We start from the raw sequence: 23,462 nt of genomic DNA on the forward strand, positions 1-23,462 counted from the left end.
GTTTATACTCATTGTATAAACAGCTTTTACGGAAATAATCCTTTTTGTACAGCGCGCCCACAAAATAAAATAAGCGCTCCAACAACAACAACAACAACAACACTTGTTGCTGTTTTATGGTAATGAGTTGAAACTAATAAATAATACGATAAACCAACAGTACCAATCATAATACAAATACTTGGCACTGGATTACGAGAGAAATTTTGCATTCCCCAAAGAAGTGCAAAAATAGCTGTAGCGACACATAACACCGGTAACCACATCCCAGTTCCCCTTTTTCTATCTATTATTTCTTGTTGTTAACACATTCTTCGATGCCATACTCATACACGATCAGCACCTTTACTATTTCTATATTTCCACTTCGGCCAATAGTTCACAAAGAAATAAACAAACTGCCCTAGTACAAATAACACAAACGGCATGCCAGCACTTCCATAAACGATTAAATTGTACAAACTCCACACGGCTAAACTAATTGTGAAAAACAACCCTACATATTTAAACGCTTTATCCGACTGAAATCTCTCAAACTCATCTTGCATTTTCATTCCTCCTATCCCTATGCTCGTTTTCCCTTCATAACTCCTACGATGAGACTACTGGCAAATAAGAAACTACATACAATGAATATTTCTGAAATAGGTATAGTAATTCTCCCTATCGCTTTGCTCGCAATAATATAAACTATAAGTAGAATGAATGCGAAGATAAACGAAACATTTACATGCTTTTTTATATTTTCATTTACTCGCTCATCTATATCTGGAAATTCTTCTTTTATGTACTTACGCTTTTTTTAATACACATACACTGTCAAAAATACAATTGCTAAAACGTTACTAACTACGAGCGGTAAAATTGGTATAGCTGGATTCATAATACGAACGAAAACGTCTCCCAACAACAATCTAAAAAACGCATCGATATACAACTTTTTAGCATTTTCCATTTTTTCTTCCCTTACTCCAGCGTAAAGATTTCCTCCACCTTCATCCCAAAATATTTGGCGATTTTTAGGGATAACTCTAGACTCGGATTGTAATGGTGATTTTCAATCGCTACAATCGTCTGACGCGTCACCTGCATCACCTTTGCCATTTCAACTTGTGTTATATGATTTTGCTTTCTTAATTCTTTAATTTTATTTTTCACACCCATAGGATCCACCTTCAAAAGTAAAGATATCTTTACTTAAATTATAAATATTTTCCAATTACAAGTAAAGATTAATTTACAAATTTTAGAAAAACATTCCACTGAACACCTTCTCTAACAAAGTACGATAGTAGTTAAGTTTATATCAGCGATTCTCCCAATATATCGACGCAACTCCATTTATATCGGCGATTCTCCGAATATATCGACTTACTAACAAATACTGAAATCCATAGCGCTATAATCATAAGAAAAAGCTGTCCCAAAATATCTTTTGGAACAGCTTTCTCCTCTACTACATAAATCCTAATACCCATACAAGAACATATCCAAGAATAGAAAGACAAACCGAGCCGATCAGCCCTGCTACAAATGCTTTGCTTCCTAACTTACGGAACGTTTTAAACTCTACATTTAAACCGAGACCTGCCATCGCCATTGCGATAAGCATGTACGCAATTATTACAATATAGCCGGCAACAACTTCGGGGATAATCCCGAGTGAATGTACCGCACTCATCGCTAAAAATCCGAATATAAACCAAGGAATCGGAAGCTCCTTCCACGATTTCTTTTCTTCGCTTCCCTCGCTCTTACCAAACCATAACCCAATTAAAATCGCTACTGGTACAAGCATCGCAACGCGCGTTAATTTCACGATAACTGCGATGTCGACAGCCGTGCTACCGCCTGGTGCCGCAGCCGCAATTACGTGAGCAATTTCATGCAGCGTCGCTCCCGAGAATACACCGTAACCGTACGGAGATAAGCCAAGCACTGGATATAATAATGTATAAATAAGCGTAAATATCGTACCTAAAATAGCAATAATTGCGGCACCAACCGCCGTTTCATCGTCCTTCGCTTTCACTTGTGGTGCAATTGCCACGACCGCTGCCGCACCACAAATCGCCGTTCCACACGCCGTTAAAATCCCAAGTTTCTTTTCTACTTTAAATACTTTTGTCAATCCATATACAACGAAAATGGTGAATGTAATAACTACCGCTGCGATGACCAATACTTTCGGCCCAGCCTTCGCAATATCACCCAGATTTAATCGCATTCCAAGTAAGATAATCCCAAAGCGAAGCAACTTCTTACTCGCAAAGTTCGTTCCCGCTATCGCTTCTGGAGGGACTCCAATCGCTGCGCGCCAAATCATCCCAATTAGAATAGCAATTACTAATTGTCCCATAATATTTAAAAATGGAAGCTCCGCTAAATATTTCGCAGCAATGGCGATTAATAATGTAATCCCAATACCTTGCGAAAATCCAAAGCCCTTTTTCTTTTGTATAACAAGTGTTTGTTCCACCTTGTACCACCCCAATAATCGTATTGGAACATGCATGTTCTTTCTACTTACATTATAAGAGAGTTTTTATAATAAGTTTAATATTAATATTAAATCTCTATCATCAGAAATACTTATGATAGAATAAAAACAAAAATAAAGGGGCCAACAAATGAACGTCGACATTTTGAAAATCTTTGTGACTGTCGTTGAACAGAAACATTTCTCTCGTGCAGCAGAACTTTTAAACCTTTCACAACCCGGTGTAAGCATGCACATTCGCAACCTGGAAAATGAATTTGGAACTACACTCATTCAGCGCTCCCCAAAGCATGTACAAGTTACGGAAGCTGGAAACATATTATACATACATGCAAAGCAAATGCTCTCTCTTTATGATGATGCAAAACAGGAAATTAACGAATTACATAACGTTGTAACAGGAACACTTCGCATCGGCGCTAGTTTTACAATTGGCGAATACTTACTTCCCAAAATACTCGCTAACTATGCCAATGAAAATCCGCACGTTGAAGTTCATACCCTTATCTCTAATACAGAAGAAGTTTTGCAAAGCCTTCGCTCTAATCAAATTGATATCGGCTTAGTAGAGGGGCAAGTCGTATATGCTGACGTAGACGTTGAAGCGTTTATGCAAGATGAAATGAAGCTCGTCGTCCCTCCAAATCACCCATTACTTCACATCAAGGATATAAACGAAGCTACTCTCCAAGACCAAGTATGGGTATTAAGAGAAAGTGGCTCTGGGACACGTGCCTATAGCGATCGTTTTATTCATCAACATCATTTAAAAATGAAACGATTCTTTACATTTAGTAGCATTCAAAGTGTAAAGGAAGCCGTCGCTGCCGGGCTTGGCATCGCTATACTTTCTAATTGGACCGTGCGGAAAGAACTACTAACCCAAGAACTATTCCACGTCGAAGTTCCAACTGAAAAACTAATTCGTCCATTCTCCATCGTGCGTGGCAAATATTTCATTCCATCTAAAGCCATTCAAGTGTTTTTAAATCATGTAGATTCTTTTGCGAAAAAACAGAGTTTACCTTCACATTAGTGTGAAGGTTTACAATACATGTAAAAGGAGTGAAATGCAGTGCGAATTGGAGAGTTATCAAAAGAAACTGGCGTTAGCGAAAGAGCACTAAGACATTATGAAGAAAAGGGATTGCTCCCTTCAAATCGCCTCACAAACGGCTATCGTGATTTCGATAAAAGTGCCATTGAAAAAGTAGAGCTTATCCAAATGTACTTACAGCTCGGCTTAAATTTAGAAGAAACTGCAAGAATGCTGCGCTGCCTCGAAATCGAACCACATCTATACGAAAATCCATGCAGCAGTATCCTTGCACTTTACGAAGATAAGCTCAATGAAGTAACAAGGCAAATCTCATTACTTTCTAACATTCAAACGAATTTACAAAAACACGTTTCACTCCTAAAACAAGAAAAAGAAAAGGGATGATTGCATGTTTGTTATACACGGCAGTTCAAGACAAAATGGGAATACGGAAGCCTTAACATATATGATGATTGATGGAATGAAAGCAGAACAAATTTATTTACGTGACCATACCATTTATCCTATTACAGACCAACGCCATGATGCTGAAGGATTTCAACCTGTAAATGATGACTACGAGCAATTAACCAAACGCATGCTAGAGCACGACACGATTATCTTTGCTACACCACTATACTGGTACGGAATGAGCGGCCATATGAAAAACTTCGTTGATCGCTGGTCACAAAGCTTACGTGATACCTCTCTTCATTTCAAAGAGAAAATGAAAGGTAAAAAAATGTACGTCGTCATCGTTGGCGGAGACAATCCGAAACGGAAAGCATTGCCACTTATTGCTCAATTCCAGTATATCTTTGATTTTGTTGGTTCATCATTTGAAGGGTATATTATCGGGGATGCGAATGGATTGGATGAAATCAAAAATGATGCTGAAGCAATTACAAAGGCACAACTGTATAATAGCAAATTTAAAAATAGCTAACAGAAATAAGTTTGACAAACCCGTTTGTATGCGCATACAATAAAAATAATATTATGAAAGGAAGGTAATTTGACCAATGAAGTTCTAATTCTCTTATTTATTTCATCCATCACAAATAGTGAACAAAAATGATGAAAACTAGCAGAGGATTAGTCTGTCCATTTGTCGATACTTTCTTTCGAGACGATCATGTGAAAAATCGTTTATTTATGTACGATTTTTACATTGAAGGGCGACGTTTATCCTCTCTAGTGAAACTAGGGAGGTTTTTTTATGACTATTTTATTCGCACGTAATATTGAAAAGAGCTTTGGTGACCGTACCATATTTACGTTACCATCACTAGAAATTCACGCACACGATCGCATAGGAATCGTTGGAGTCAACGGAGCTGGAAAATCTACGTTATTGCAAATATTAAGTAAAGAAATAGAAGCTGACAAAGGGACAGTAACTCATCATAGTTCTATCGCCATCATTCCACAGCTTAGCGATACAATACTGGAAACCGCTTCTTCTCTTGCAAAAGGAAAATGGAGTATTTCAAACGTCGCAAATTCAATGAGCGGCGGCGAACGAATGCGCCTAAAGATTGCCCATGCTCTCGAACAAGATGCAGGCATTTTATTCGCTGATGAACCAACGAGCCACTTAGATATGGCCGGTACAGAGCAATTAGAAAAAGCACTTTTATCTTATAAAGGGGCACTTGTTTTAATATCGCACGATCGTGATTTTTTAGATAATATATGCACAAAAATCATTGAAATTGAAGACGGCATGATTCAAGAGTATAAAGGAAACTATTCCAACTATCGAAAGCAAAAAGAACGTGAACGAATACAAAAGCAAGCAGAGTATGAGCAATATATACAAGAAAAAAATCGTTTAGAGCAATCAATTTCACAAAAAAAGCAACGTGCTTCTAGCATGACAAAAATCCCAACTCGGTTCAGTTCATCTGAATCTAAACTTTATAAGTTAAGCGGGGCTCATGGGCAAGAACAGGTTAGCAAAGCAGCCAAAGCATTAGAAACACGTCTCGAAAAACTAGAAAAGAAAGAAAAGCCAAAAGATCTTTCTCAGGCTCAGTTTGACGTGCAATACCATACACCCATTCATAGTAAAGTGGCAGTACAGTTCAATAAAGCAACAAAGAAAATAGGCGACCGCACACTATTTAAAAATATGAATGGAACTATTGCCCCTGGTGCAAAATTAGCTATTTTAGGAGCAAACGGAAGTGGCAAAACAACTTTGTTCAATATGCTTCTCACAAACGAGCGTGGCATTCAGCTTTCAAAAAGTTGTAAAATTGGATACTTTGAACAAGCACTATCCATTTTAAAAACAGATAAAACCATTTTAGAGAACGTTCTAGAAGAAACCAACTATACAGAAGCATTCGTTCGCACAATACTTGCCCGGCTTCTATTCCGTCGTGAAGATGTTCATAAACCTGTGCACGTTCTAAGCGGGGGTGAACGAATGAAGGTTGCACTCGCAAAAGTATTTTTAGGAAACTATAATATGCTCCTGCTCGATGAACCGACGAACTATTTAGATTTAACAACACAGGAAGAATTAGAAAACATGTTACAAGAGTATCCTGGCACTATACTCTTCATTAGCCATGACCGTGCCTTTATTCGTTCTGTTGCAGACCATATTCTACAAGTAGATGAGAGCGAACCAAGAATATTCTATGGCAATTACGAGCAATACATTAAAAGAACCACTCAAGCTTCCGTAAACGTTACTGAACAAGAATTATTGCGATTACAAACGAAATTAACAGAAGTCATCAGCCGGATTTCTATACCCAATCATCAGGATGACATCACATTTCTTGAACAAGAATATGAAAAATTATTAGTTCAAATTCAGCGGTGTAAAGAAGCGCTCTAATGTCTTCCCTATATATCGACGGGGCCTTCCACATTTCCCAAGAAATATCGTGGCTTCGACATAAAGATAATATTAGACATCACAATAACAAAAAGCCGTGCACCAGCACGGCTTTTCACTTTATCTTGCTACTTGTGGGCATTAAATGCCCAGTTAGTGATGGCTAATAACTAGCCGGGATGCCCCCACTGATTAAAGTTTCACTTTATATACGGACAGCAGTCCCACTCACCGCAACCATTAGCATTCCTTCGCGAACTACTTCGTAATCCACGTCAATACCAACGATGGCATTCGCATTTTTTTGCCTTGCGAATGTTTTCATCTCTTCCATTGCGATGTCGCGCGCTTCTTTTAATTTACTTTCATAAGCTCCTGCACGGCCGCCGACAACGTCACGGACAGATGCGAAAAGGTCACGAACAATATTCGCACCCATAATCGCTTCTCCATTCACGATATCAATATACTCAATAATTTCTTTCCCTTGAATTGTAGATGTTGTTGTTACAATCATGCTTTATAGCCTCCCATATAAGATTTCCACTTACTTATGGTGCACGAATTCAGCAGAAATTATATTTACGAACTAAACTGCGCTTCGTATAATCGGCTATACCCTCCGCCTCGCTCAATTAATTCCTCATGCGAACCTTGTTCTGCAATACCATCTTTATTTACAACGACGATACGATCCGCATTTTTAATAGTTGCAAGCCTGTGAGCAATAACTAATGTTGTACGACCGACAGCTAGTTCTGCAAGTGATTTTTGAATAGCAAGTTCCGTCTCTGTATCTAATGCAGAAGTCGCTTCATCTAATATTAAAATTGGCGGGTTTTTCAAGAACATACGAGCAATTGCTAGACGCTGCTTCTGTCCCCCGGAAAGTTTCACACCACGCTCACCGATAACTGTATCTAAACCGTCTGGTTGCGAGTAAATTAAATCCTCCAACTGGGCACGTTTTACCGCCTGCCAAATTGCAGCCTCTGAAGCCTGTAAATTTCCATAAGCGATATTTTCGCGAATCGTTCCTGAGAATAAGAATACATCTTGCTGTACAATTCCAATTTGTTTACGAAGTGACGATAAAGTCATCTCTTTCGTATCAATGCCATCAATTTGGATTGACCCAGATTCCTGCTCATAAAAGCGTGGTAATAAACTACATAACGTTGTTTTCCCTGCCCCTGATGGCCCAACGAACGCAACTGTTTCACCTGCGTGTATTTTCAAGCTAATATCATTTAAAATCGGTTCTTTATTTTCATATCCGAACGTAATGTTGTTATAGTGAATATCACCGTGTACATGCTTTACTTCTATCGCATCTTTAGAATCCACAATATCAGGCTCTGTTTCAAGAAGTTCTACATACCTTTTAAAACCTGCGATTCCTTTCGGATAACTTTCAATAACTGCATTAATTTTCTCAATTGGTCGGAAGAAAATATTCGTTAATAAGACGAATCCGATAAATCCACCATACGTTAACTCACCTTGCAGAACAAACCATGTGCCACATATTAATACGAACAGCGTTACGAGACGCATGAGCATATAACTAATGGATGAGTTTAGCGCCATAATTTTATACGCCATTAATTTCGTTGTACGGAAACGAGCGTTGTTCACAGCGAATTGGTCTTTCTCAAACTTTTCATTTCCGAATGCTTGTACAACGCGAATACCACCGACGTTATTTTCGATACATGCATTAAAATCAGCAACATCTGAGAATAAACGTCTAAACGTACCCGTCATTTTTTTATTGAAGTAAAGCGCCAACCATAATAGGAATGGAATTACAAAGAATGTTAGAAGTGCTAACTTCCAGTTAATCATCATCATAAATGAAAATGCCCCAACTAAAGTCATTACGGCGATGAATAAATCTTCTGGCCCGTGGTGAGCAATTTCCCCAATTTCCATTAAATCGTTCGTAAGACGTGAAATTAGATGACCTGTTTTATTATTATCAAAAAATCTGAATGATAGCTTTTGAATATGATCAAATAATTTCTGCCTCATATCTGTTTCAATATTAACTCCTAGCATATGCCCCCAGTAGGTAACAACATATTGTAAACCTGCATTTAACATATAAACTGCAAGTAAACCAAAACAAGCCCATAAAATAAGCGTCCAGTTTTGTCCTGGTAATAACTTATCAATAAATTGATTTACGATAAGCGGGAAACCAAGTTCCAGTAATCCTGCGATAACAGCGCAAGAAAAATCGAGTATAAATAAACCTTTATACGGTTTATAGTAAGAAAAAAATTTACGTAGCATATATTTCCTCCCTTTTCCAAATTAAAAGACTCCCTAAATGATAACCATTATCAAATAATTGTTCAAGTTATTCGACTATGAAACTACAAATAAGGTTTGCGATAGTTTTCGTTTTTTGCCAGAAAGTCGATATATTCGAGAAATCGCCGATATAATTTCAGTTGCGCTGATATATTCTAATAATCGCCGATATAAATTTCATGTACTGCTGCTCCCAATCAAACAAAAAGGGTGTCACCTAGTGGTAACACCCTCATTTTTATTACATCGCTTCCGAATCCCACTCGTGCTCTTGCTGAACAAATACAACGCCTAACTCATGATGTCCTCCAGCATATAATGCTGTTTGAGCAAGACGAAGCTCACCATTTGTATCTACCACTTCTAATTTACAAAAAGCTCCTGTTGTTTTCGTTTGAAGTGCATCATAAAATTCTTCGGCACTCCTTGGAACGACTCCATTTACTTTCGTAATTATTTCTCCAGGCAGTAAATTCAGCTCGGCCCCAATTGTATTTGGAATTGTATCTAACACAACAAGTCCATCATTGCGTGCAGCGAAATATGCTGGTCTTGTCTCATCTACAATTTTTTCTTGCATCGAAATCGTAAAACGTCCAAGCATTGCGACTCCCATTGCAATAATAGCAAGTACGTGCCACCAATAACTCGCGACCCCTAAAACAAGTACAAGACCAGCTAATCCATAAACACGTCTTCCTGTAAAGAGTAAAGCTTCCGTCGGCTCATAACTTCTAATCTTTCGCATAAATCCAATTAAAAATGGAACGAGGAATAAAGAATATGTATTTGCCCCTATTGAAACGACAGGCCACCATGAAATAAACTGGGTTACCGCATCACCTGGTACAAGAATAAAAATTGGCACGATCCATAAACGCTTCGATTCGTGTAGACCAATCTTGAGCCCACGTTTCCCCTTCCTAATCCTCGGTGTAGAATATCTCACCGCGTTTTTAGAAATCAATAAGCCCTCCACAACAAGCATGATGCCTAGTAAAATAGCAAGAGATACAATCGTACCCTCTTCACCTTCTCCAAGCTGTAAGAAGGAAACTGGCAGCTTAGAAGATAATAAAACACATACAATTGCGATACTGAACGTATAAGCTGCCGATAAATATCGATACATAGCAGTTAATCCAAATAATAATGTCCAAAATAAAATGGCCCATAAGCTCGCCTTGGAAACAACAAGTCCAAGCCCAATCGTAATAATAGATACGATTAATCCATATCCAAGCCCTGCAAATAGAGATGTTCGCAATTCAAACCAAATATCATAAACTTTAAAAGAAAAATCTTTTCGTTCTCGTAATATACGTAAATATCCAACGAAGATACTACTTATTAAAAATACATAGACAGCAGGGTGCAAGAAAAAACGTCCAACTGCCCGCATTATTTCAAAAATCCATGCCTCCACGAACTCATTCACCACCATTTATATCATTCTTTCTTTTTATATTATCATAACTGGACAAACGTTTGTTTAACACAAAAAAATACAGGCAATAAAATGCCTGTATTTCTTCTTATTTCGCTATTAATTTTAATGCTGCCTGTAATTGTAGATCATTTTCTCCAGAACGGATTTTTTCAATGATTTTAGTTTGAATTGCCTCAGCTGTCTTTTTATCAAGCTGTCCTGTCGCTTCCATCTCATTCGCATTTTGGAATGCTTTCAGTGCTGATTCTGTCTCTTTACTAAAGTAGCCATCTTCACGCCCCGGTACATAACCTAAGCTTTTCAGCATCTCTTGCGCATGCTTCACTTGCACATCATTTGAATTGTATGAAAGTGTTTTTTCAATTTGAATTGGCGTCGCATGGTAGTAATCTGGTTGTTTCACTTCTACAGTTGGCTTGATTCCCTTTTTATGAATCCAGTTTCCATCTGGAGTTAACCATTTGAACATCGTTAATTTAATGTTACTGCCATCTTTAAACGGAACGGCTTGCTGAACAGTTCCTTTACCAAATGTTGTTTCACCAATTAGATCGTAACCTTCTCCTTCTTTCAATGCGCCAGCTAAAATTTCCGAAGCAGAAGCACTTCCTTTATCAATCAATACTGAAATTGGATATGGCTTCCTCTCTTTCAGCTCTGTAGAGATTTGCTTTTTCTCACCATTTCGCTGCTCTACTTGTAGCATCGGCTTTTTGTTCGTCATAATTTCTCCTAGTATATCTTCTACACTATTTAAATAGCCACCAGGATTACCACGAACGTCAATAACTAAACCTTTTATGTTTTTCTTCTCTAACTCTTTTAACTGATCCTTAAATTCTTTCGCTGTATTTTCAGCAAAAGAAGTAATTTGCATATAACCGATATCTTTTCCATTCTCTTGTTTCACAGTACTAACTACCGTGAAGATTGGGATTTTTTCACGCTTAATTTTGAATACAATCGGATCAGTTACTCCTGCACGTTTAATTTCAATCGCGACAGTCGTTCCCTTTTTACCACGAATTTTTAATACAGCTTCTTCACGCGATAAGTCTTTTACACTGTTTCCATCTACAGATAAAATTTGGTCATTCGGCTTAATTCCAATCTTTTCTGCTGGTGAACCTTTAATTGGCGATACGATAATAAGCTTACCGTCTGTTTTGTTCACCTCAGCCCCAATCCCCTCTAACTCAGGATCAAGTGATTCACTAAACTGTTTGGCTGTTTCTTTATCCATATACGTGGAATAAGGGTCCTTCAGCGTAGACAACATGCCTTGTATTGCACCTTCAACTAACTTGTCATCTTTCACGTCTTCCACATAACGTGAATCAATTAGTCCATATGCCTCATTAATTTTTGCCAAATTCCCTTGCGTCGTGCTAGCGTTCCCACTCGAAATTGTTTGCGTTACTTCTGCTGGGTTAACCCCAAATACAGACATTCCTGCAAACATTCCGCCAGCACCAATTAAAAATGCAACAACCATTCCAATAATTGCAACTCTACGTTTCAATGCGGAATTCCCCTTTCCAAAACACACAGGTGGTGTAGCAAAAGGCATCACACAGCGTGTGATGCCTTTACCTATTTCTACTATATGATAAGCTTGTACGAATTATGTTTGCAACTTTTTATACTTTTAAGAAGCGACGAATTGACATTACACTTCCCCACATACCGATTAACGCACCGATTAACACTAATAAACCAGCTAATTGGAATACGAATGGGCTGTATGGTAAAAGCTCGAAAATTGTTCCGCCAAGTTTTTCATTAAACACACTTTGCAGTGAATTATACGTAACTAGAATTAGACCAATTGGAATAATTGATCCTAATACTCCTAGGAATAATCCTTCTAGCAAGAACGGCCAACGAATAAACCAGTTTGTTGCACCTACAAGTTTCATAATTTCAATCTCAGTACTACGAGCATAAATTGTAATTTTAATTGTATTAGAGATTAAGAACATCGCTGTGAATAAAAGACCTGCAATTAATGCAATCCCGATATTACGTCCTGTTTTTACAGTATCAAATAATTTTTCAACTTGACCTTTACCGTATTGAACGTTACTTACAAACTGCATTTTTTCAATCTTTTTCGCAATTTGTGCTGTATCAGTTGGCTCTTTCGCTTTTACAATAAATACGTTTTTCAGTGGGTTATCTTGCTCAAATAACTCGAACGTTTTTCCACTATCGCCTAAACTTTTAATTAAACGTTTCAATTCTTCTTCTTTAGAAGAGTATTTAATAGAATCTACTTTCGCGACCTTACTCATATCTTCTTCTAATTTCTTTTGATCAGCTTCTTTTGCTGCTGGATCAATGTGTACACGAATTTCTACATCTTGCTCTACTTTTGTAGCAAAATGGTTCATATTCATAATCGCTGTTAAAAAGACACCTACAAGTAATAATGTAACTGTTACTGCACTTACAGAAGCAAATGTCATCCATCCGTTACGGGATAGATTTTTTACACCTTCTCGCAAATGTCGACTAAGGGTTTTAGCCTTCATATCCGTATCCTCCCTCAATCTCGTCTCGAACAATTTTTCCGCCTTCAATCGCGATTACACGATGACGGATTGTATTTACGATATCTGCATTATGCGTCGCCATAACAATCGTTGTACCACGCTCATTAATGCGCGTAAAGATCTTCATAATATCAAGAGCTGTTTCAATATCTAAATTACCAGTTGGCTCATCGGCAATTACAACCTTTGGTCTATTAACAATCGCTCTTGCAATAGCCACACGTTGCTGCTCTCCACCTGAAAGTTCACTTGGAAGTGCGTCTGCACGATCATCTAGACCTACTAGTCCTAACACTTCAGTAACACGCTCACGAATCGCATCTGGTTCTTCTTCAATTACTTCTAAAGCAAACGCAACATTCTCATATACCGTTAATTTAGGTAATAATTTAAAATCTTGGAAAATCACGCCTAATTGACGACGGAAATATGGAACATCTCTTTCTGCCAATGATTCGATAGTAAGTCCATTTACATTAATAGATCCTGTAGTTGGCTTTTCTTCACGATACATCATTTTAATAAATGTAGATTTTCCGGCTCCACTCGGTCCAACTACGTATACGAATTCACCTTGTTTAATGTTAACTGTGAGACCAGCAACGGCTTTCATACCATTCGGGTACTCCTTATAAACATTCGTCATTTTTATCATTATTTATCACCCAATGCTTAATGATTTTTTTTTCGAAATACTTTTCTGTACATGTGAAAATAAAAAGGAATCCTTTATTTTCATTTAACCATTCTTGTTGAAGGCAGCTTACTTACATGCTTTTTATTCGCACCGCTACTCTATGTAATATATTTCAGCAAAATTCTACAAACCTCATTGTAACATCAAACGGTTTCCAGTTCGGATACATTTTTGTTACAGTTATGTTACATCACAGAAAAAGGAGACGAGTTGTTATAACTCTTATCCAAAGTCATTTTTAGATAAGATTATATAATCAAATCGCCCATTTTTCTCTTTTTATTTATGTTCAGCTAACCACTCAGCTACTTTTTTCGCATCTTCACCTTGAATAATTCCCGGTGACATTGAACCGCGACCTTTTTCAATAATCTTTTCAATCTCTGCTGCATCATATTTCTGTCCTACTTTTCGTAAATCCGGTCCAGTTGCTCCTGATAAATCTTTCGCATGGCAGCCTATACAACTTTTTTGATAAATTTGCTCTGGGCTATCTGTGCTTGCAGATTGTTTCGAAGGCTTACTCTCTTCTTTATTTCCACATGCTCCTAAAGCAAAAACGACTGATGTACCTAGTGCAATAGCCAACAATTTCTTTTTCAATTCTATCGCTCCCCATTGTTGATATTCTTTTCATTCCTAACACACTCATTTTTATTATAAGCATTATCTTTATATAGAAAAACTAAGGTATATTTCATATTCTTGAAAAATACAGTGAGAACCCTGATAAAATAAAGCTTCCATAATTTGTTTCAATTCTGTGAACAACGTAAAAACTTCTATAAAGAATCTTTTTAAAAGGCAAATCAAAAAAGTTCTTTATAAAATCTTACTCTATTGCCGCTCTGTTTTACTATTCTCTACTTTTTACAAAACAATATACAACATTGTATTCTGCATATAACCCCATCAAAAAGAGAAGTTGTCGTTTCCAACTTCTCTTCCCCTGTACTTCATCCATATAAACAAAACGTTGTATATCCTCTATTTTCTCAGCATGGGCCAACAATTTTGTTGGCTTTTTCTCTTATCCCACTATTTACTGGGTAGTAAGACCCCTACCTCAAAATTCAACAAAAGCAAAGAAGTTAGGTGAGGGTCGGGCTGCCCGTAAAAGTCAGATTTGTTAAAGCTAATAATCAGTGGGGATTCCCCCACTGGTTATTAGATGCGAGAACGTAAGTAAGCATCAATAAATGGATCAATTTCTCCATCCATAACTGCTTGTACGTTACCAACTTCTGTATTTGTACGATGGTCTTTTACAAGAGAATACGGGTGGAATACGTAAGAACGAATTTGGCTGCCCCATCCAATTTCTTTTTGTTCCCCGCGGATTTCATCTAATTGTGCTTGTTGCTCTTCTAATTTCTTTTGATATAATTTTGCTTTTAACATTTTCATCGCATGCTCACGGTTTTTAATTTGAGAACGCTCTGACTGACACGTTACAACCGTATTTGTCGGTGTATGCGTAATACGAACTGCTGAATCTGTCGTATTAATGTGCTGTCCACCAGCTCCACTTGCACGGTACGTATCAATTTTTAAGTCTTCTGTACGCACTTCAATTTCAACTTCATCATTGAACTCAGGTACAACTTCACAAGATACGAATGATGTATGACGACGGCCTGAAGAATCGAACGGTGAAATACGTACAAGACGATGTACACCTTTCTCTGCTTTTAAATAACCGTAAGCGTTATGACCTTTAATTAATAAAGTAACACTCTTAATACCGGCTTCATCACCTGGTAAGTAGTCAACTGTTTCTACTTTAAATCCACGTTTTTCAGCCCAGCGTGTATACATACGTAATAACATAGAACCCCAGTCTTGTGACTCTGTTCCACCTGCACCTGGGTGTAATTCTAAAATCGCATTATTTTTATCATAAGGATCACTTAATAGTAATTGAAGCTCATACTCATTCATTTCTTGAATTAAGCCTTTTACTTCCGATTCTAATTCCTCATGTAAATCTTCATCATATTCTTCTTTTAAGAGTTCATGCGTTACTTCTAAGTTTTCGAACGTCTCGTCTAACTGACGGAACTTTCCAACCATATCTTTTAACGCATTTGCTTCGTTAATTACAGTTTGAGCGCCTTGTTGGTCATCCCAAAATCCTGCGCCCATCATTTTTTCTTCTAATTCTGCAATTTGTTTCTCCTTAGTAGGGAGGTCAAAGAGACCCCCTAAAAGCCGCTAATCTCTTAGCCATTTTCTCTAATTCCTGTCTAATTTCTACTAATTCCATTTCCTTCACCTCTATGTAATTGCTATTACTTTCGTATGAAAACAAGGGAAACTCTCTCCACTTATTAGGGAGAGAGTTTAATCCTTTTTATTATAATTTGCAAAACAAGCTGAATTCAACAGCCGCAGTTTTTATTAGCTTACAATGCCACAGCAGTTTTTATATTTCTTGCCACTACCACATTTGCATAAATCGTTACGGCCCACTTGATCACCTTTTACAACAGGCTTTTTCTTCGCTTCTTCGCCATCGCTAGATGGATGAACAGCTTCACCTTGAACAACTTCTTGACGCTCTAAGTTTTGTTCAATTTCAGCTTTCATAATGTAACGAGAGATTTCCTCTTCAATAGAAGCAATCATTGACTCGAACATTGCGAATCCTTCCATTTGATACTCACGAAGTGGATCGATTTGACCGTAAGCACGTAAATGAATACCTTCACGAAGGTGGTCCATCGCATCAATATGCTCTGTCCATTTCGTATCTACTACACGGAATACAACAACTTTTTCGAACTCACGCATTTGCTCTTCTGGCATAAGCTTTTCTTTGTCGTTGTAACGCTCTATTAATTTCGCGATAATCGGCTCGCTCATTTCTTCTGGAGCAAGACGACGTAATTCTTCTTCTTTTATATCGCCTTCTTGCAGAAGGTTTGTATTTAAGTAGTCAACAAGACCTTTAATATTCCAATCTTCTTCAATTTCCTCTTGTGTATGAAGCGCAACAGCACGTTCTACTGTAGATTTCATCATACCTTCAATAATACTACGTAAGTTCTCAGAATCCATTACTTCTTGACGCTGTTTGTAAATAACTTCACGTTGCTGACGAAGCACATCATCGTATTGTAATAACTGCTTACGTGCATCATAGTTATTTCCTTCTACACGTTTTTGCGCAGATTCTACTGCACGAGAAACCATTTTACTTTCAATCGGCTGTGAATCATCCATACCAAGACGATCCATCATCGCTTTCATATTGTCAGAGCCGAAGCGGCGCATTAGTTCATCTTCCATTGATAAATAGAACTGCGTTACACCAGGGTCCCCTTGACGACCAGCACGACCACGTAACTGATTATCAATACGACGGCTTTCGTGACGCTCTGTACCGATAACCGCTAGACCGATATTTTTAATATCATCGCCTAATTTAATATCCGTACCACGACCAGCCATATTCGTCGCAATTGTTACAGCACCTTTAATACCAGCTTCTGCAATGATATCTGCTTCACGCGCATGGTTTTTCGCGTTTAAAATATTATGGCGTACACCTTTACGTGTTAACATTTTTGAAATAAGCTCTGACGTTTCAATTGCAACTGTACCAACAAGTACAGGTTGTCCTTGTTTATGACGATTTACAATATCCTCAACAACTGCATTGAATTTACCTTCCATTGATTTGAAGATTAAATCAGCACGGTCATCACGAATAATATCTTTGTTCGTTGGAATTACGATAACATTCATATTATAAATATTACGGAATTCTTCTTCTTCCGTTTTCGCTGTACCAGTCATACCAGATAACTTTTCGTACATACGGAAGTAGTTCTGGAACGTAATTGTCGCAAGCGTCATGCTTTCATTTTGAATTTCTACGCCTTCTTTTGCTTCAATCGCTTGGTGTAAACCTTCGCTATAACGACGCCCTTTCATAAGACGACCAGTGAATTGGTCTACAATTACGATTTCACCTTCTTGTACAACATAGTCTGTATCACGGTGCATAACAACATGCGCACGAAGTGCCTGATTAATATGATGAAGAAGTGCAACATGTTTTAAATCAAATAAGTTTTCAATATGGAAAGCTTTCTCTGCTTTCGTAATACCATCTTCAGTTAACATTACATTTTTCGTTTTCACATCGAATGAATACTCTTTTTCATTTTCTAATGTACGAACGAATGCATTTGCAAACATGTATAGCTCTGTTGATTTTTGAGCTTGTCCCGAAATAATAAGCGGCGTACGTGCTTCATCGACTAAAATAGAATCGACTTCATCGATAATAGCAAAATGAAGTGGACGCTGAACGCACTGCTCTCTATATAAAACCATATTGTCACGTAAGTAATCGAATCCAAGCTCATTATTTGTGCTATACGTAATATCAGCAGCATAAGCCTCTTGCTTCTCTTCGCGTGACATACTATTTAAGTTAATTCCTACTGTTAAGCCAAGGAACTCATGAAGTTGTCCCATTTCGCTCGCATCACGTTGTGCTAAGTATTCATTGACTGTAACAACGTGAACACCTTTTCCTGTTAAAGCATTTAAATATACAGGTAATGTAGATGTTAACGTTTTACCTTCACCCGTTTTCATCTCAGAGATATTCCCTTCATGTAAAGCAATACCACCCATTAACTGCACGCCATACGGACGCATTCCAAGAACACGAGTCGCAGCTTCGCGAACAACCGCAAAAGCTTCAGGAAGTAGATCATCTACTGTCTCACCTTTTGTTAGACGTTCTTTAAACTCAAGCGTCTTTCCTTTTAATTGTTCATCTGTTAGTGGCTTAATAGATGATTCTAATGCATCAATTTGCTCAACTGTCTTCTGCATACGTTTAATTTGGCGTTGATTTACATCAAATACCTTTTTTAAAATACCGATCATAGGAAATACGCTCCTCTTTTTTATTAAAATAAAACTTCCGATTGTTTTTTCTTTTTCTATTACAATCAGTCGTTATAAAAATCAAATGTATGTTATGCCAATTTTTCTCCTAATTAAAAAAACTAAAATGTATATACCTAATGATAATTGTAACACTTGTCTTATAACTATGACAACAATCGGCCGAATGTCTCGTTCTAAATTAGGAAAAGTTTTTTAAAAATCTATTTTCAGCAAAAAAAGCGCAGCCTCTTTCGGCTGCGCTTTCGAATTATTATTTAGTTTCGATTAAACCATATTTTCCGTCTTTACGGCCATATACAACATTAGTTTCATTTGTATCAGCATTTGTGAAGACGAAGAAATTATGCCCTAGCATATCCATTTGCAAGATCGCTTCTTCAACGTCCATCGGTTTTAAATCGAATCGTTTTGTACGTACAAGTTCTAATTCATCCTCTTCTACCTCATCCAGAACAGCTACTGCTTCTGGAAGAATAAAGTTAGTTTTCACAGAACCTTTCTCACGTAACTTACGATTTACTTTTGTTTTATGTTTACGAATTTGTCGCTCAATTTTATCAACTACTAAATCGATAGCAGCGTACATATCGCTATTAGTTTCTTCTGCACGAAGTAATAAATCAGTAAACGGAATTGTTACCTCGACACGTTGCTTGTCAGAGTATACTTTTAAATTAACTTTAATCTCTGGGAATGTATCAAAATAACGTTCTAACTTACTTAGTTTTTTCTCTACATATTCCTTTAATGCTGGAGTTACTTCAATATTTTCACCACGAATGTTGAATTTCATAGATGAATTCCTCCTTTCAAGCCTATGTACTATAATTTCGACATCGGCTTAAAAACTCCTTCTAACTTTTTTAAAAAAATTAGTGGAATTGCGATTTTTTTATCGTTTTTTGTTGAAATGAAAAGATGCATCGTTTCTACCTTTATTTTATCCTATTAACATCGTGAGTAACGAATATAACTGTGGACAATTCGTTACAGAAAAGAAACAACTTTTTGACAATTCGCCCCATAACAAAAACCTCTTGCGAAAAACAAGAGGTTCTACTATATATAACGTTGCCACAAACGCAGCTTTCTCTTCCCAAAAACAATATCCCTACAGTTTCACAACATTAGCTGCTTGTGGTCCACGTGCTCCATCTACAATATCAAACTTCACTTGTTGCCCTTCTTCTAATGACTTATACCCATCTTGTTGAATAGCAGAAAAATGAACAAACACATCCTCACCATCTTCACGCTCAATAAACCCAAATCCCTTTTCTGCATTGAACCATTTCACTTTTCCTTGCATGTTCATTCCATTCCCTTCACTCTAAAAATCAGGGCATTCGCCCCATATTCTGACTATAACGAATGACAACTTACGAAGTCAAAGAAGACTTATCGTCTTTTTATTATCTCTTTCGACAGTTACAGATTAACTTCTACAGAGCGTCAAACTAGAAACTTCATTTGCCCCTCTATCGTATAAAATACTGCCAATTTGTCTAACTGTAATACCTGTCGTATACACATCATCAACGAGTAAAATATGTTGTCCGTGAAACATCTCTTCACCCTGAAAATAAAAAGGATTGCTTCCCAACATCCTTTCTTTGCGCGTCTTCTTACTTTGTTTTTCTGTTTCCCTTCTTCTTAATGACGGATAAGAAAGACCTACAGGCAAACAAGCTGCTAATAGCTCAGCTTGATTAAAGCCACGTTCATATTCCCTTTCCTTACTAAGCGGAACAGCGATAACGGTTGAAACGTTAGCAAAATACTGTTGAAATAAACTTCGAAAAGGGCGATGAAAAATACGAATTAACTCAGCATCACCACGAAACTTAAACTGCGCTAGTATTCCTTTCATCTCATTATCGTACATGTATAATGAACGATTTTTTAAAGGTCGATAACTCTCCAAATTCATCCATCGTACACAATCCTTGCAAATGTCACCTTCTTTATATTCAGCTGGCAATGAATCTAAAGACCGTCCGCACTCTCTACAAATCTCTCCTATAATATAGGAAATCTTTTGCTCACATCTATCACATATATACTTTTTGTGAGCCTTAACAAAAAAATTGTACCAACTAATCGCGTATGAAATATCCTCATGACAAAGTAAGCAATGCATTAATCGATCAACCCTTGTTCTTTCGCATTTTTGTTCATACTTCGAATGTGTTTTTTCGCGCGCACCATCGCCTCTGTCTTACCATAATGAAAATAAATGACCTCTCCATACGGCTCTTCAAAACTACGACCTACCCGGCCTGCAATTTGTACGAGTGCACTTTCTGAAAATATTTCTTCTTCTGTCCCTAAAACCGCAACTTGCAAATTTTTCACCGTTACTCCTCTCTCCAAAATCGTCGTTGTAACTAATAAAGGAATTTCTCCCTTTCTGAAAGCTGCAACTTTTTCTTTTCTCATTGGATCTTCTGCATGCACACCGGCAACTCTATCGTCTAACAGCTTCAATAACCGACTCATTTTTTCTATATATCGCACATGGGGAACAAATAAAAAAATGGGGTGCTTTTTATTTAAGTATACTTTTAACCATTGTAGTAAAACTTGAGGAATTCTTTTATTAATGAGGCTTTTCTTCCAGTTTCCGCACCAGCAAAATTTGGGGACTGGCAACGGATGACGGTGATACCGTCCAGAAACAACGATACCTTTTTGTTTCCCCTTTCTAAGGTTACGCTTCCACTCTTCATCTGGAGTTGCAGTTAAATAAATACATGCCGCCTTCTCTTTCATCGCTTGTTTTACCGCATACTGCAACATTTGATCTGCATGGTATGGAAAGGCATCTATTTCATCTACAATCATGACATGAAACGCTCTATAATAACGCAATAGCTGATGGGTGGTCGCAACGACTAACGCTGCATCTTTTTCCCGATCTAAACTCCCACCGTATAAAGCAGCTACATTTATATTCGGAAATACTTCTTTCAATCTCGGTGCTAATTCAAGTACAACATCCGTTCTCGGCGTTGCGATACAAACTCTTTCTCCTTTTTGAAGTGCCTCTGCAATACCATAAAACAACATTTCTGTTTTTCCAGCGCCGCACACAGCCCAAATAAAAAACGATTCTTTCTGTTTAACAGCCTCCATAACACCTTGCACAGCCAACTCCTGGCCAGTAGATAAATTTCCTTTCCACTGTAACGGGTTTACATCCATTTCTCCCTTTTTTTCAGCAATTCCACGAACAAGTACAGCACATTCACTAACTCTCCCCATCGTTATGCACTTCCGGCAATATGTGCAGAATTTACTACACCTTTTACACAAAAATGATGAAAAGAGTCTTTGTGCTATATTTCCGCAACGCTGACACATATATGTAGAAGCCTTATTTTTTACACCTTGTACACATACGACCTCTCCCTTCTTCTTCAAATCATCTAAATTATCCCGTACGTCTGTAGAGAGTTCTTCTAATAATAACTGTTTCCCAGATAACATGGACCATCACCTCCAGCACACTATAAACCTTTCCCGTAATTTCGTAAAAACGCAAAAAAGCCGATAACCTACTTATAAAATAGTAAGCTATCGACTTTATACACGTGTTTTATTCGTTTATAAATCCTAGAATCGACCGTATCCTAAGAAATGTTTTTGGTTGTATGAACTGTTAATATCACCGTACGCAATTCCTTTATCACTAGCATGAATCATTTTGCCATTACCAACGTAAATACCGATGTGAGATGGACCTGCTTTATAAGTACCTTGGAAGAATACTAAATCTCCAGGTTGTGGGCTACTTACTTTAGAAACTGAGTTCCAGTAACCGTTAACGTCTTGACGACCTACACCAAAGATGTAAGAAATGAATCCACTACAATCAAAACCACCTTTTGATGGAGATGCACTTCCCCAAACATATGGCATACCTAAGTATTGTTGCGCTTTACCAATTACGCCAGGAGCCGGAGCTGGGCCTGGTGTCGGTTCTGGTTTTTTCTCTTCTTTTTTAGGTGTTTCTTGTTTAGGTGCTTCTTGTTTAGGCTCTTCTTTTTGAGCTTGTCCACCGTTGTTCGCTGGTGCAACTTGTTGAGCAGGCGCTTGCACTTCTTTAGCAGCTTGTTCTGCTTGTTTTTGAGCAGCAGCTTCTTGTGCAGCTTTTGCTTGTGCTTCCTCTTCAGCCATACGTTGTAATTGTAGTGCTTGTTTTTCAAGCTCTTTCAATTGGCTTTCCGTACTTGTCATCGTAGTTACAACTGTATCCATTTTACCACTTAAATCATTTACTGCTGTTTCTTTTTTCGCTTTTTCAGCGTCAAGTTCTTTCTTAGCAGTTTCAATTTGAGCTTGTGCTTCTTTTAATTCTTTTTGTTTTTCTTTTACTGTTGCAACATCCTTTTTCACGTTCGCTTGATCTTCTTGTTGTGTTTTCATGATATCTTCGTCAGACTCAAGAATTTTAGAAACAGAAGTTAAACGATCAACTAAATCTGCAACGTTTTTAGAGTTTACAAGAACTTCTGTTACAACGTTCGTATTCGGCTGTTCTTGAAGCGCAACTAAACGTTTTCTTAATAAGTCTTCACGTTTTGCGATTTTCGTTTGTAGTTCCGCAATGTCTTTATTTTTCTTTTCGATTAATTGCTCAGTATCAGCAACTTTTTTCGTTGTTTCATCAAGCTTTGAAGAATTTTCTTGAACAGACTTATCTAAACCTTGAATTGTTTTATTTAATTCGTTCATTTGTTTTTGTAATTCATCACGTTCTTGTTGTTGTTTATGTAAAGTGTCATTTTGTGTATTAATTTGTGATTTCACGTCAGAAATATTATCTTCTGCAAATGCATTTGGTGTTAATCCTGAAAACATTAACCCTGCAACTAATGCGCAAGACGCCATTTTTAGCTTTTTCATTTTATTTTTTACACCGCTTTCTTTTTCTTTTTTCCGTATATAACCTATAAAATTTATACCATAATTCGGGATTTTTTTTGCCAATGTTACGTTTTTGTAAAACAAATGTAATATTATATGTGCATCTAGCGCAAAATACGTATATTTTTGTATGTATGTGTAGAATTTTTTAATTTTTCCTCAATGTTATAAACAAAGAAAAAACGCA

General features: G+C 37.3%; 22 protein-coding genes and 1 pseudogene. 4 read left to right on the forward strand and 19 right to left on the reverse strand.

Features of this window, described 5'->3' with window-relative positions; translation table 11 throughout:
* Window positions 1-26: 26 nt before the first annotated feature.
* The 5 genes and pseudogenes from ACUN26_RS22305 to ACUN26_RS22325 form a co-directional block, all read right to left on the reverse strand.
* A complete protein-coding gene (locus ACUN26_RS22305) occupies window positions 27-266 on the reverse strand; it encodes a hypothetical protein (protein ID WP_016514084.1) in 240 nt (79 codons plus the stop codon).
* Window positions 267-326: 60 nt separating this feature from the next.
* Window positions 327-548 carry a hypothetical protein gene (locus ACUN26_RS22310; protein ID WP_001150204.1) on the reverse strand — a complete coding sequence of 74 codons (222 nt, stop codon included), beginning with the start codon at window positions 546-548 and terminating at the stop codon, window positions 327-329.
* Between the two features lie 17 nt (window positions 549-565).
* Window positions 566-955: pseudogene (locus ACUN26_RS22315) on the reverse strand (hypothetical protein).
* Between the two features lie 11 nt (window positions 956-966).
* Window positions 967-1,164, reverse strand: coding sequence for a helix-turn-helix transcriptional regulator (locus ACUN26_RS22320; protein ID WP_000538369.1), 198 nt, complete (start codon window positions 1,162-1,164; stop codon window positions 967-969).
* A gap of 292 nt (window positions 1,165-1,456) precedes the next feature.
* Window positions 1,457-2,479 (reverse strand): YeiH family protein, encoded by a 1,023-nt coding sequence (locus tag ACUN26_RS22325; RefSeq protein WP_000438408.1) that lies wholly within the window; start codon window positions 2,477-2,479, stop codon window positions 1,457-1,459.
* Window positions 2,480-2,630: 151 nt separating this feature from the next.
* Here ACUN26_RS22325 and ACUN26_RS22330 point away from each other — a divergent pair, with 151 nt between their 5' ends.
* The 4 genes from ACUN26_RS22330 (at window position 2,631) to abc-f (ending at window position 6,393) form a co-directional block, all read left to right on the forward strand.
* Entirely contained in the window at window positions 2,631-3,536 is a 906-nt protein-coding gene (locus ACUN26_RS22330) for a LysR family transcriptional regulator (RefSeq protein ID WP_001099966.1), read from the forward strand.
* A 39-nt stretch (window positions 3,537-3,575) separates the two neighbouring features.
* Window positions 3,576-3,944, forward strand: a complete 369-nt coding sequence (locus ACUN26_RS22335) for a MerR family transcriptional regulator (RefSeq protein ID WP_001219184.1) — start codon at window positions 3,576-3,578, stop codon at window positions 3,942-3,944.
* A gap of 4 nt (window positions 3,945-3,948) precedes the next feature.
* Entirely contained in the window at window positions 3,949-4,485 is a 537-nt protein-coding gene (locus ACUN26_RS22340; RefSeq protein ID WP_000497638.1) for a flavodoxin family protein, read from the forward strand.
* Window positions 4,486-4,758: 273 nt separating this feature from the next.
* Complete coding sequence (abc-f, locus tag ACUN26_RS22345; protein WP_000153742.1) at window positions 4,759-6,393, forward strand: ribosomal protection-like ABC-F family protein; 1,635 nt, start codon at window positions 4,759-4,761, stop codon at window positions 6,391-6,393.
* A gap of 205 nt (window positions 6,394-6,598) precedes the next feature.
* Here abc-f and ACUN26_RS22350 read toward each other — a convergent pair whose 3' ends face one another.
* The 14 genes from ACUN26_RS22350 to ACUN26_RS22415 all read right to left on the reverse strand — a co-directional run bounded on the left by ACUN26_RS22350 (window position 6,599) and on the right by ACUN26_RS22415 (window position 23,359).
* On the reverse strand, window positions 6,599-6,910 hold the full coding sequence (locus tag ACUN26_RS22350; RefSeq protein WP_000637523.1) for a heavy metal-binding domain-containing protein: 312 nt from the start codon (window positions 6,908-6,910) through the stop codon (window positions 6,599-6,601).
* Between the two features lie 65 nt (window positions 6,911-6,975).
* Entirely contained in the window at window positions 6,976-8,691 is a 1,716-nt protein-coding gene (locus tag ACUN26_RS22355) for an ABC transporter ATP-binding protein (RefSeq protein WP_000944601.1), read from the reverse strand.
* A 262-nt stretch (window positions 8,692-8,953) separates the two neighbouring features.
* Window positions 8,954-10,138 carry a PDZ domain-containing protein gene (locus ACUN26_RS22360; RefSeq protein WP_000388628.1) on the reverse strand — a complete coding sequence of 395 codons (1,185 nt, stop codon included), beginning with the start codon at window positions 10,136-10,138 and terminating at the stop codon, window positions 8,954-8,956.
* Between the two features lie 109 nt (window positions 10,139-10,247).
* A complete protein-coding gene (locus ACUN26_RS22365; protein ID WP_000830311.1) occupies window positions 10,248-11,684 on the reverse strand; it encodes a S41 family peptidase in 1,437 nt (478 codons plus the stop codon).
* A gap of 118 nt (window positions 11,685-11,802) precedes the next feature.
* Window positions 11,803-12,696, reverse strand: a complete 894-nt coding sequence (gene ftsX / locus ACUN26_RS22370) for a permease-like cell division protein FtsX (RefSeq protein WP_000645031.1) — start codon at window positions 12,694-12,696, stop codon at window positions 11,803-11,805.
* Window positions 12,686-13,372: a cell division ATP-binding protein FtsE gene (ftsE, locus tag ACUN26_RS22375; protein WP_000594334.1), complete on the reverse strand. Its 687-nt coding sequence runs from the start codon at window positions 13,370-13,372 to the stop codon at window positions 12,686-12,688. The genes ftsX and ftsE overlap by 11 nt, the downstream gene beginning before the upstream one ends.
* Window positions 13,373-13,693: 321 nt before the next feature.
* The gene (cccB, locus tag ACUN26_RS22380) at window positions 13,694-14,017 is read right to left on the reverse strand and encodes a cytochrome c551 (RefSeq protein ID WP_000727967.1); all 324 of its coding nucleotides are present in this window, start codon (window positions 14,015-14,017) and stop codon (window positions 13,694-13,696) included.
* Window positions 14,018-14,581: 564 nt separating this feature from the next.
* Window positions 14,582-15,680 (reverse strand): peptide chain release factor 2 gene (prfB, locus tag ACUN26_RS22385; RefSeq protein WP_096001583.1). Its coding sequence is split into 2 segments (ribosomal slippage): window positions 14,582-15,607 and window positions 15,609-15,680, totalling 1,098 coding nucleotides; the frame shifts between segments, so codons are not numbered across the junction.
* A 134-nt stretch (window positions 15,681-15,814) separates the two neighbouring features.
* Window positions 15,815-18,322 (reverse strand): preprotein translocase subunit SecA, encoded by a 2,508-nt coding sequence (secA, locus tag ACUN26_RS22390; RefSeq protein WP_000579396.1) that lies wholly within the window; start codon window positions 18,320-18,322, stop codon window positions 15,815-15,817.
* A 274-nt stretch (window positions 18,323-18,596) separates the two neighbouring features.
* Window positions 18,597-19,139 carry a ribosome hibernation-promoting factor, HPF/YfiA family gene (gene hpf / locus ACUN26_RS22395; protein ID WP_000671188.1) on the reverse strand — a complete coding sequence of 181 codons (543 nt, stop codon included), beginning with the start codon at window positions 19,137-19,139 and terminating at the stop codon, window positions 18,597-18,599.
* 318 nt (window positions 19,140-19,457) lie between these two features.
* Window positions 19,458-19,655: a cold shock protein CspC gene (cspC, locus tag ACUN26_RS22400; protein ID WP_002039935.1), complete on the reverse strand. Its 198-nt coding sequence runs from the start codon at window positions 19,653-19,655 to the stop codon at window positions 19,458-19,460.
* A 126-nt stretch (window positions 19,656-19,781) separates the two neighbouring features.
* Window positions 19,782-20,486, reverse strand: coding sequence for a ComF family protein (locus ACUN26_RS22405; protein WP_002093044.1), 705 nt, complete (start codon window positions 20,484-20,486; stop codon window positions 19,782-19,784).
* Complete coding sequence (gene comFA, locus ACUN26_RS22410) at window positions 20,486-21,835, reverse strand: ATP-dependent helicase ComFA (RefSeq protein WP_000948465.1); 1,350 nt, start codon at window positions 21,833-21,835, stop codon at window positions 20,486-20,488. Before comFA ends, ACUN26_RS22405 begins: the two co-directional genes overlap by 1 nt.
* Before the next feature lie 126 nt (window positions 21,836-21,961).
* Window positions 21,962-23,359 carry a C40 family peptidase gene (locus ACUN26_RS22415; RefSeq protein WP_002093042.1) on the reverse strand — a complete coding sequence of 466 codons (1,398 nt, stop codon included), beginning with the start codon at window positions 23,357-23,359 and terminating at the stop codon, window positions 21,962-21,964.
* Window positions 23,360-23,462 lie beyond the last annotated feature (103 nt).

The organism is Bacillus sp. WC2503, from assembly GCF_052682895.1.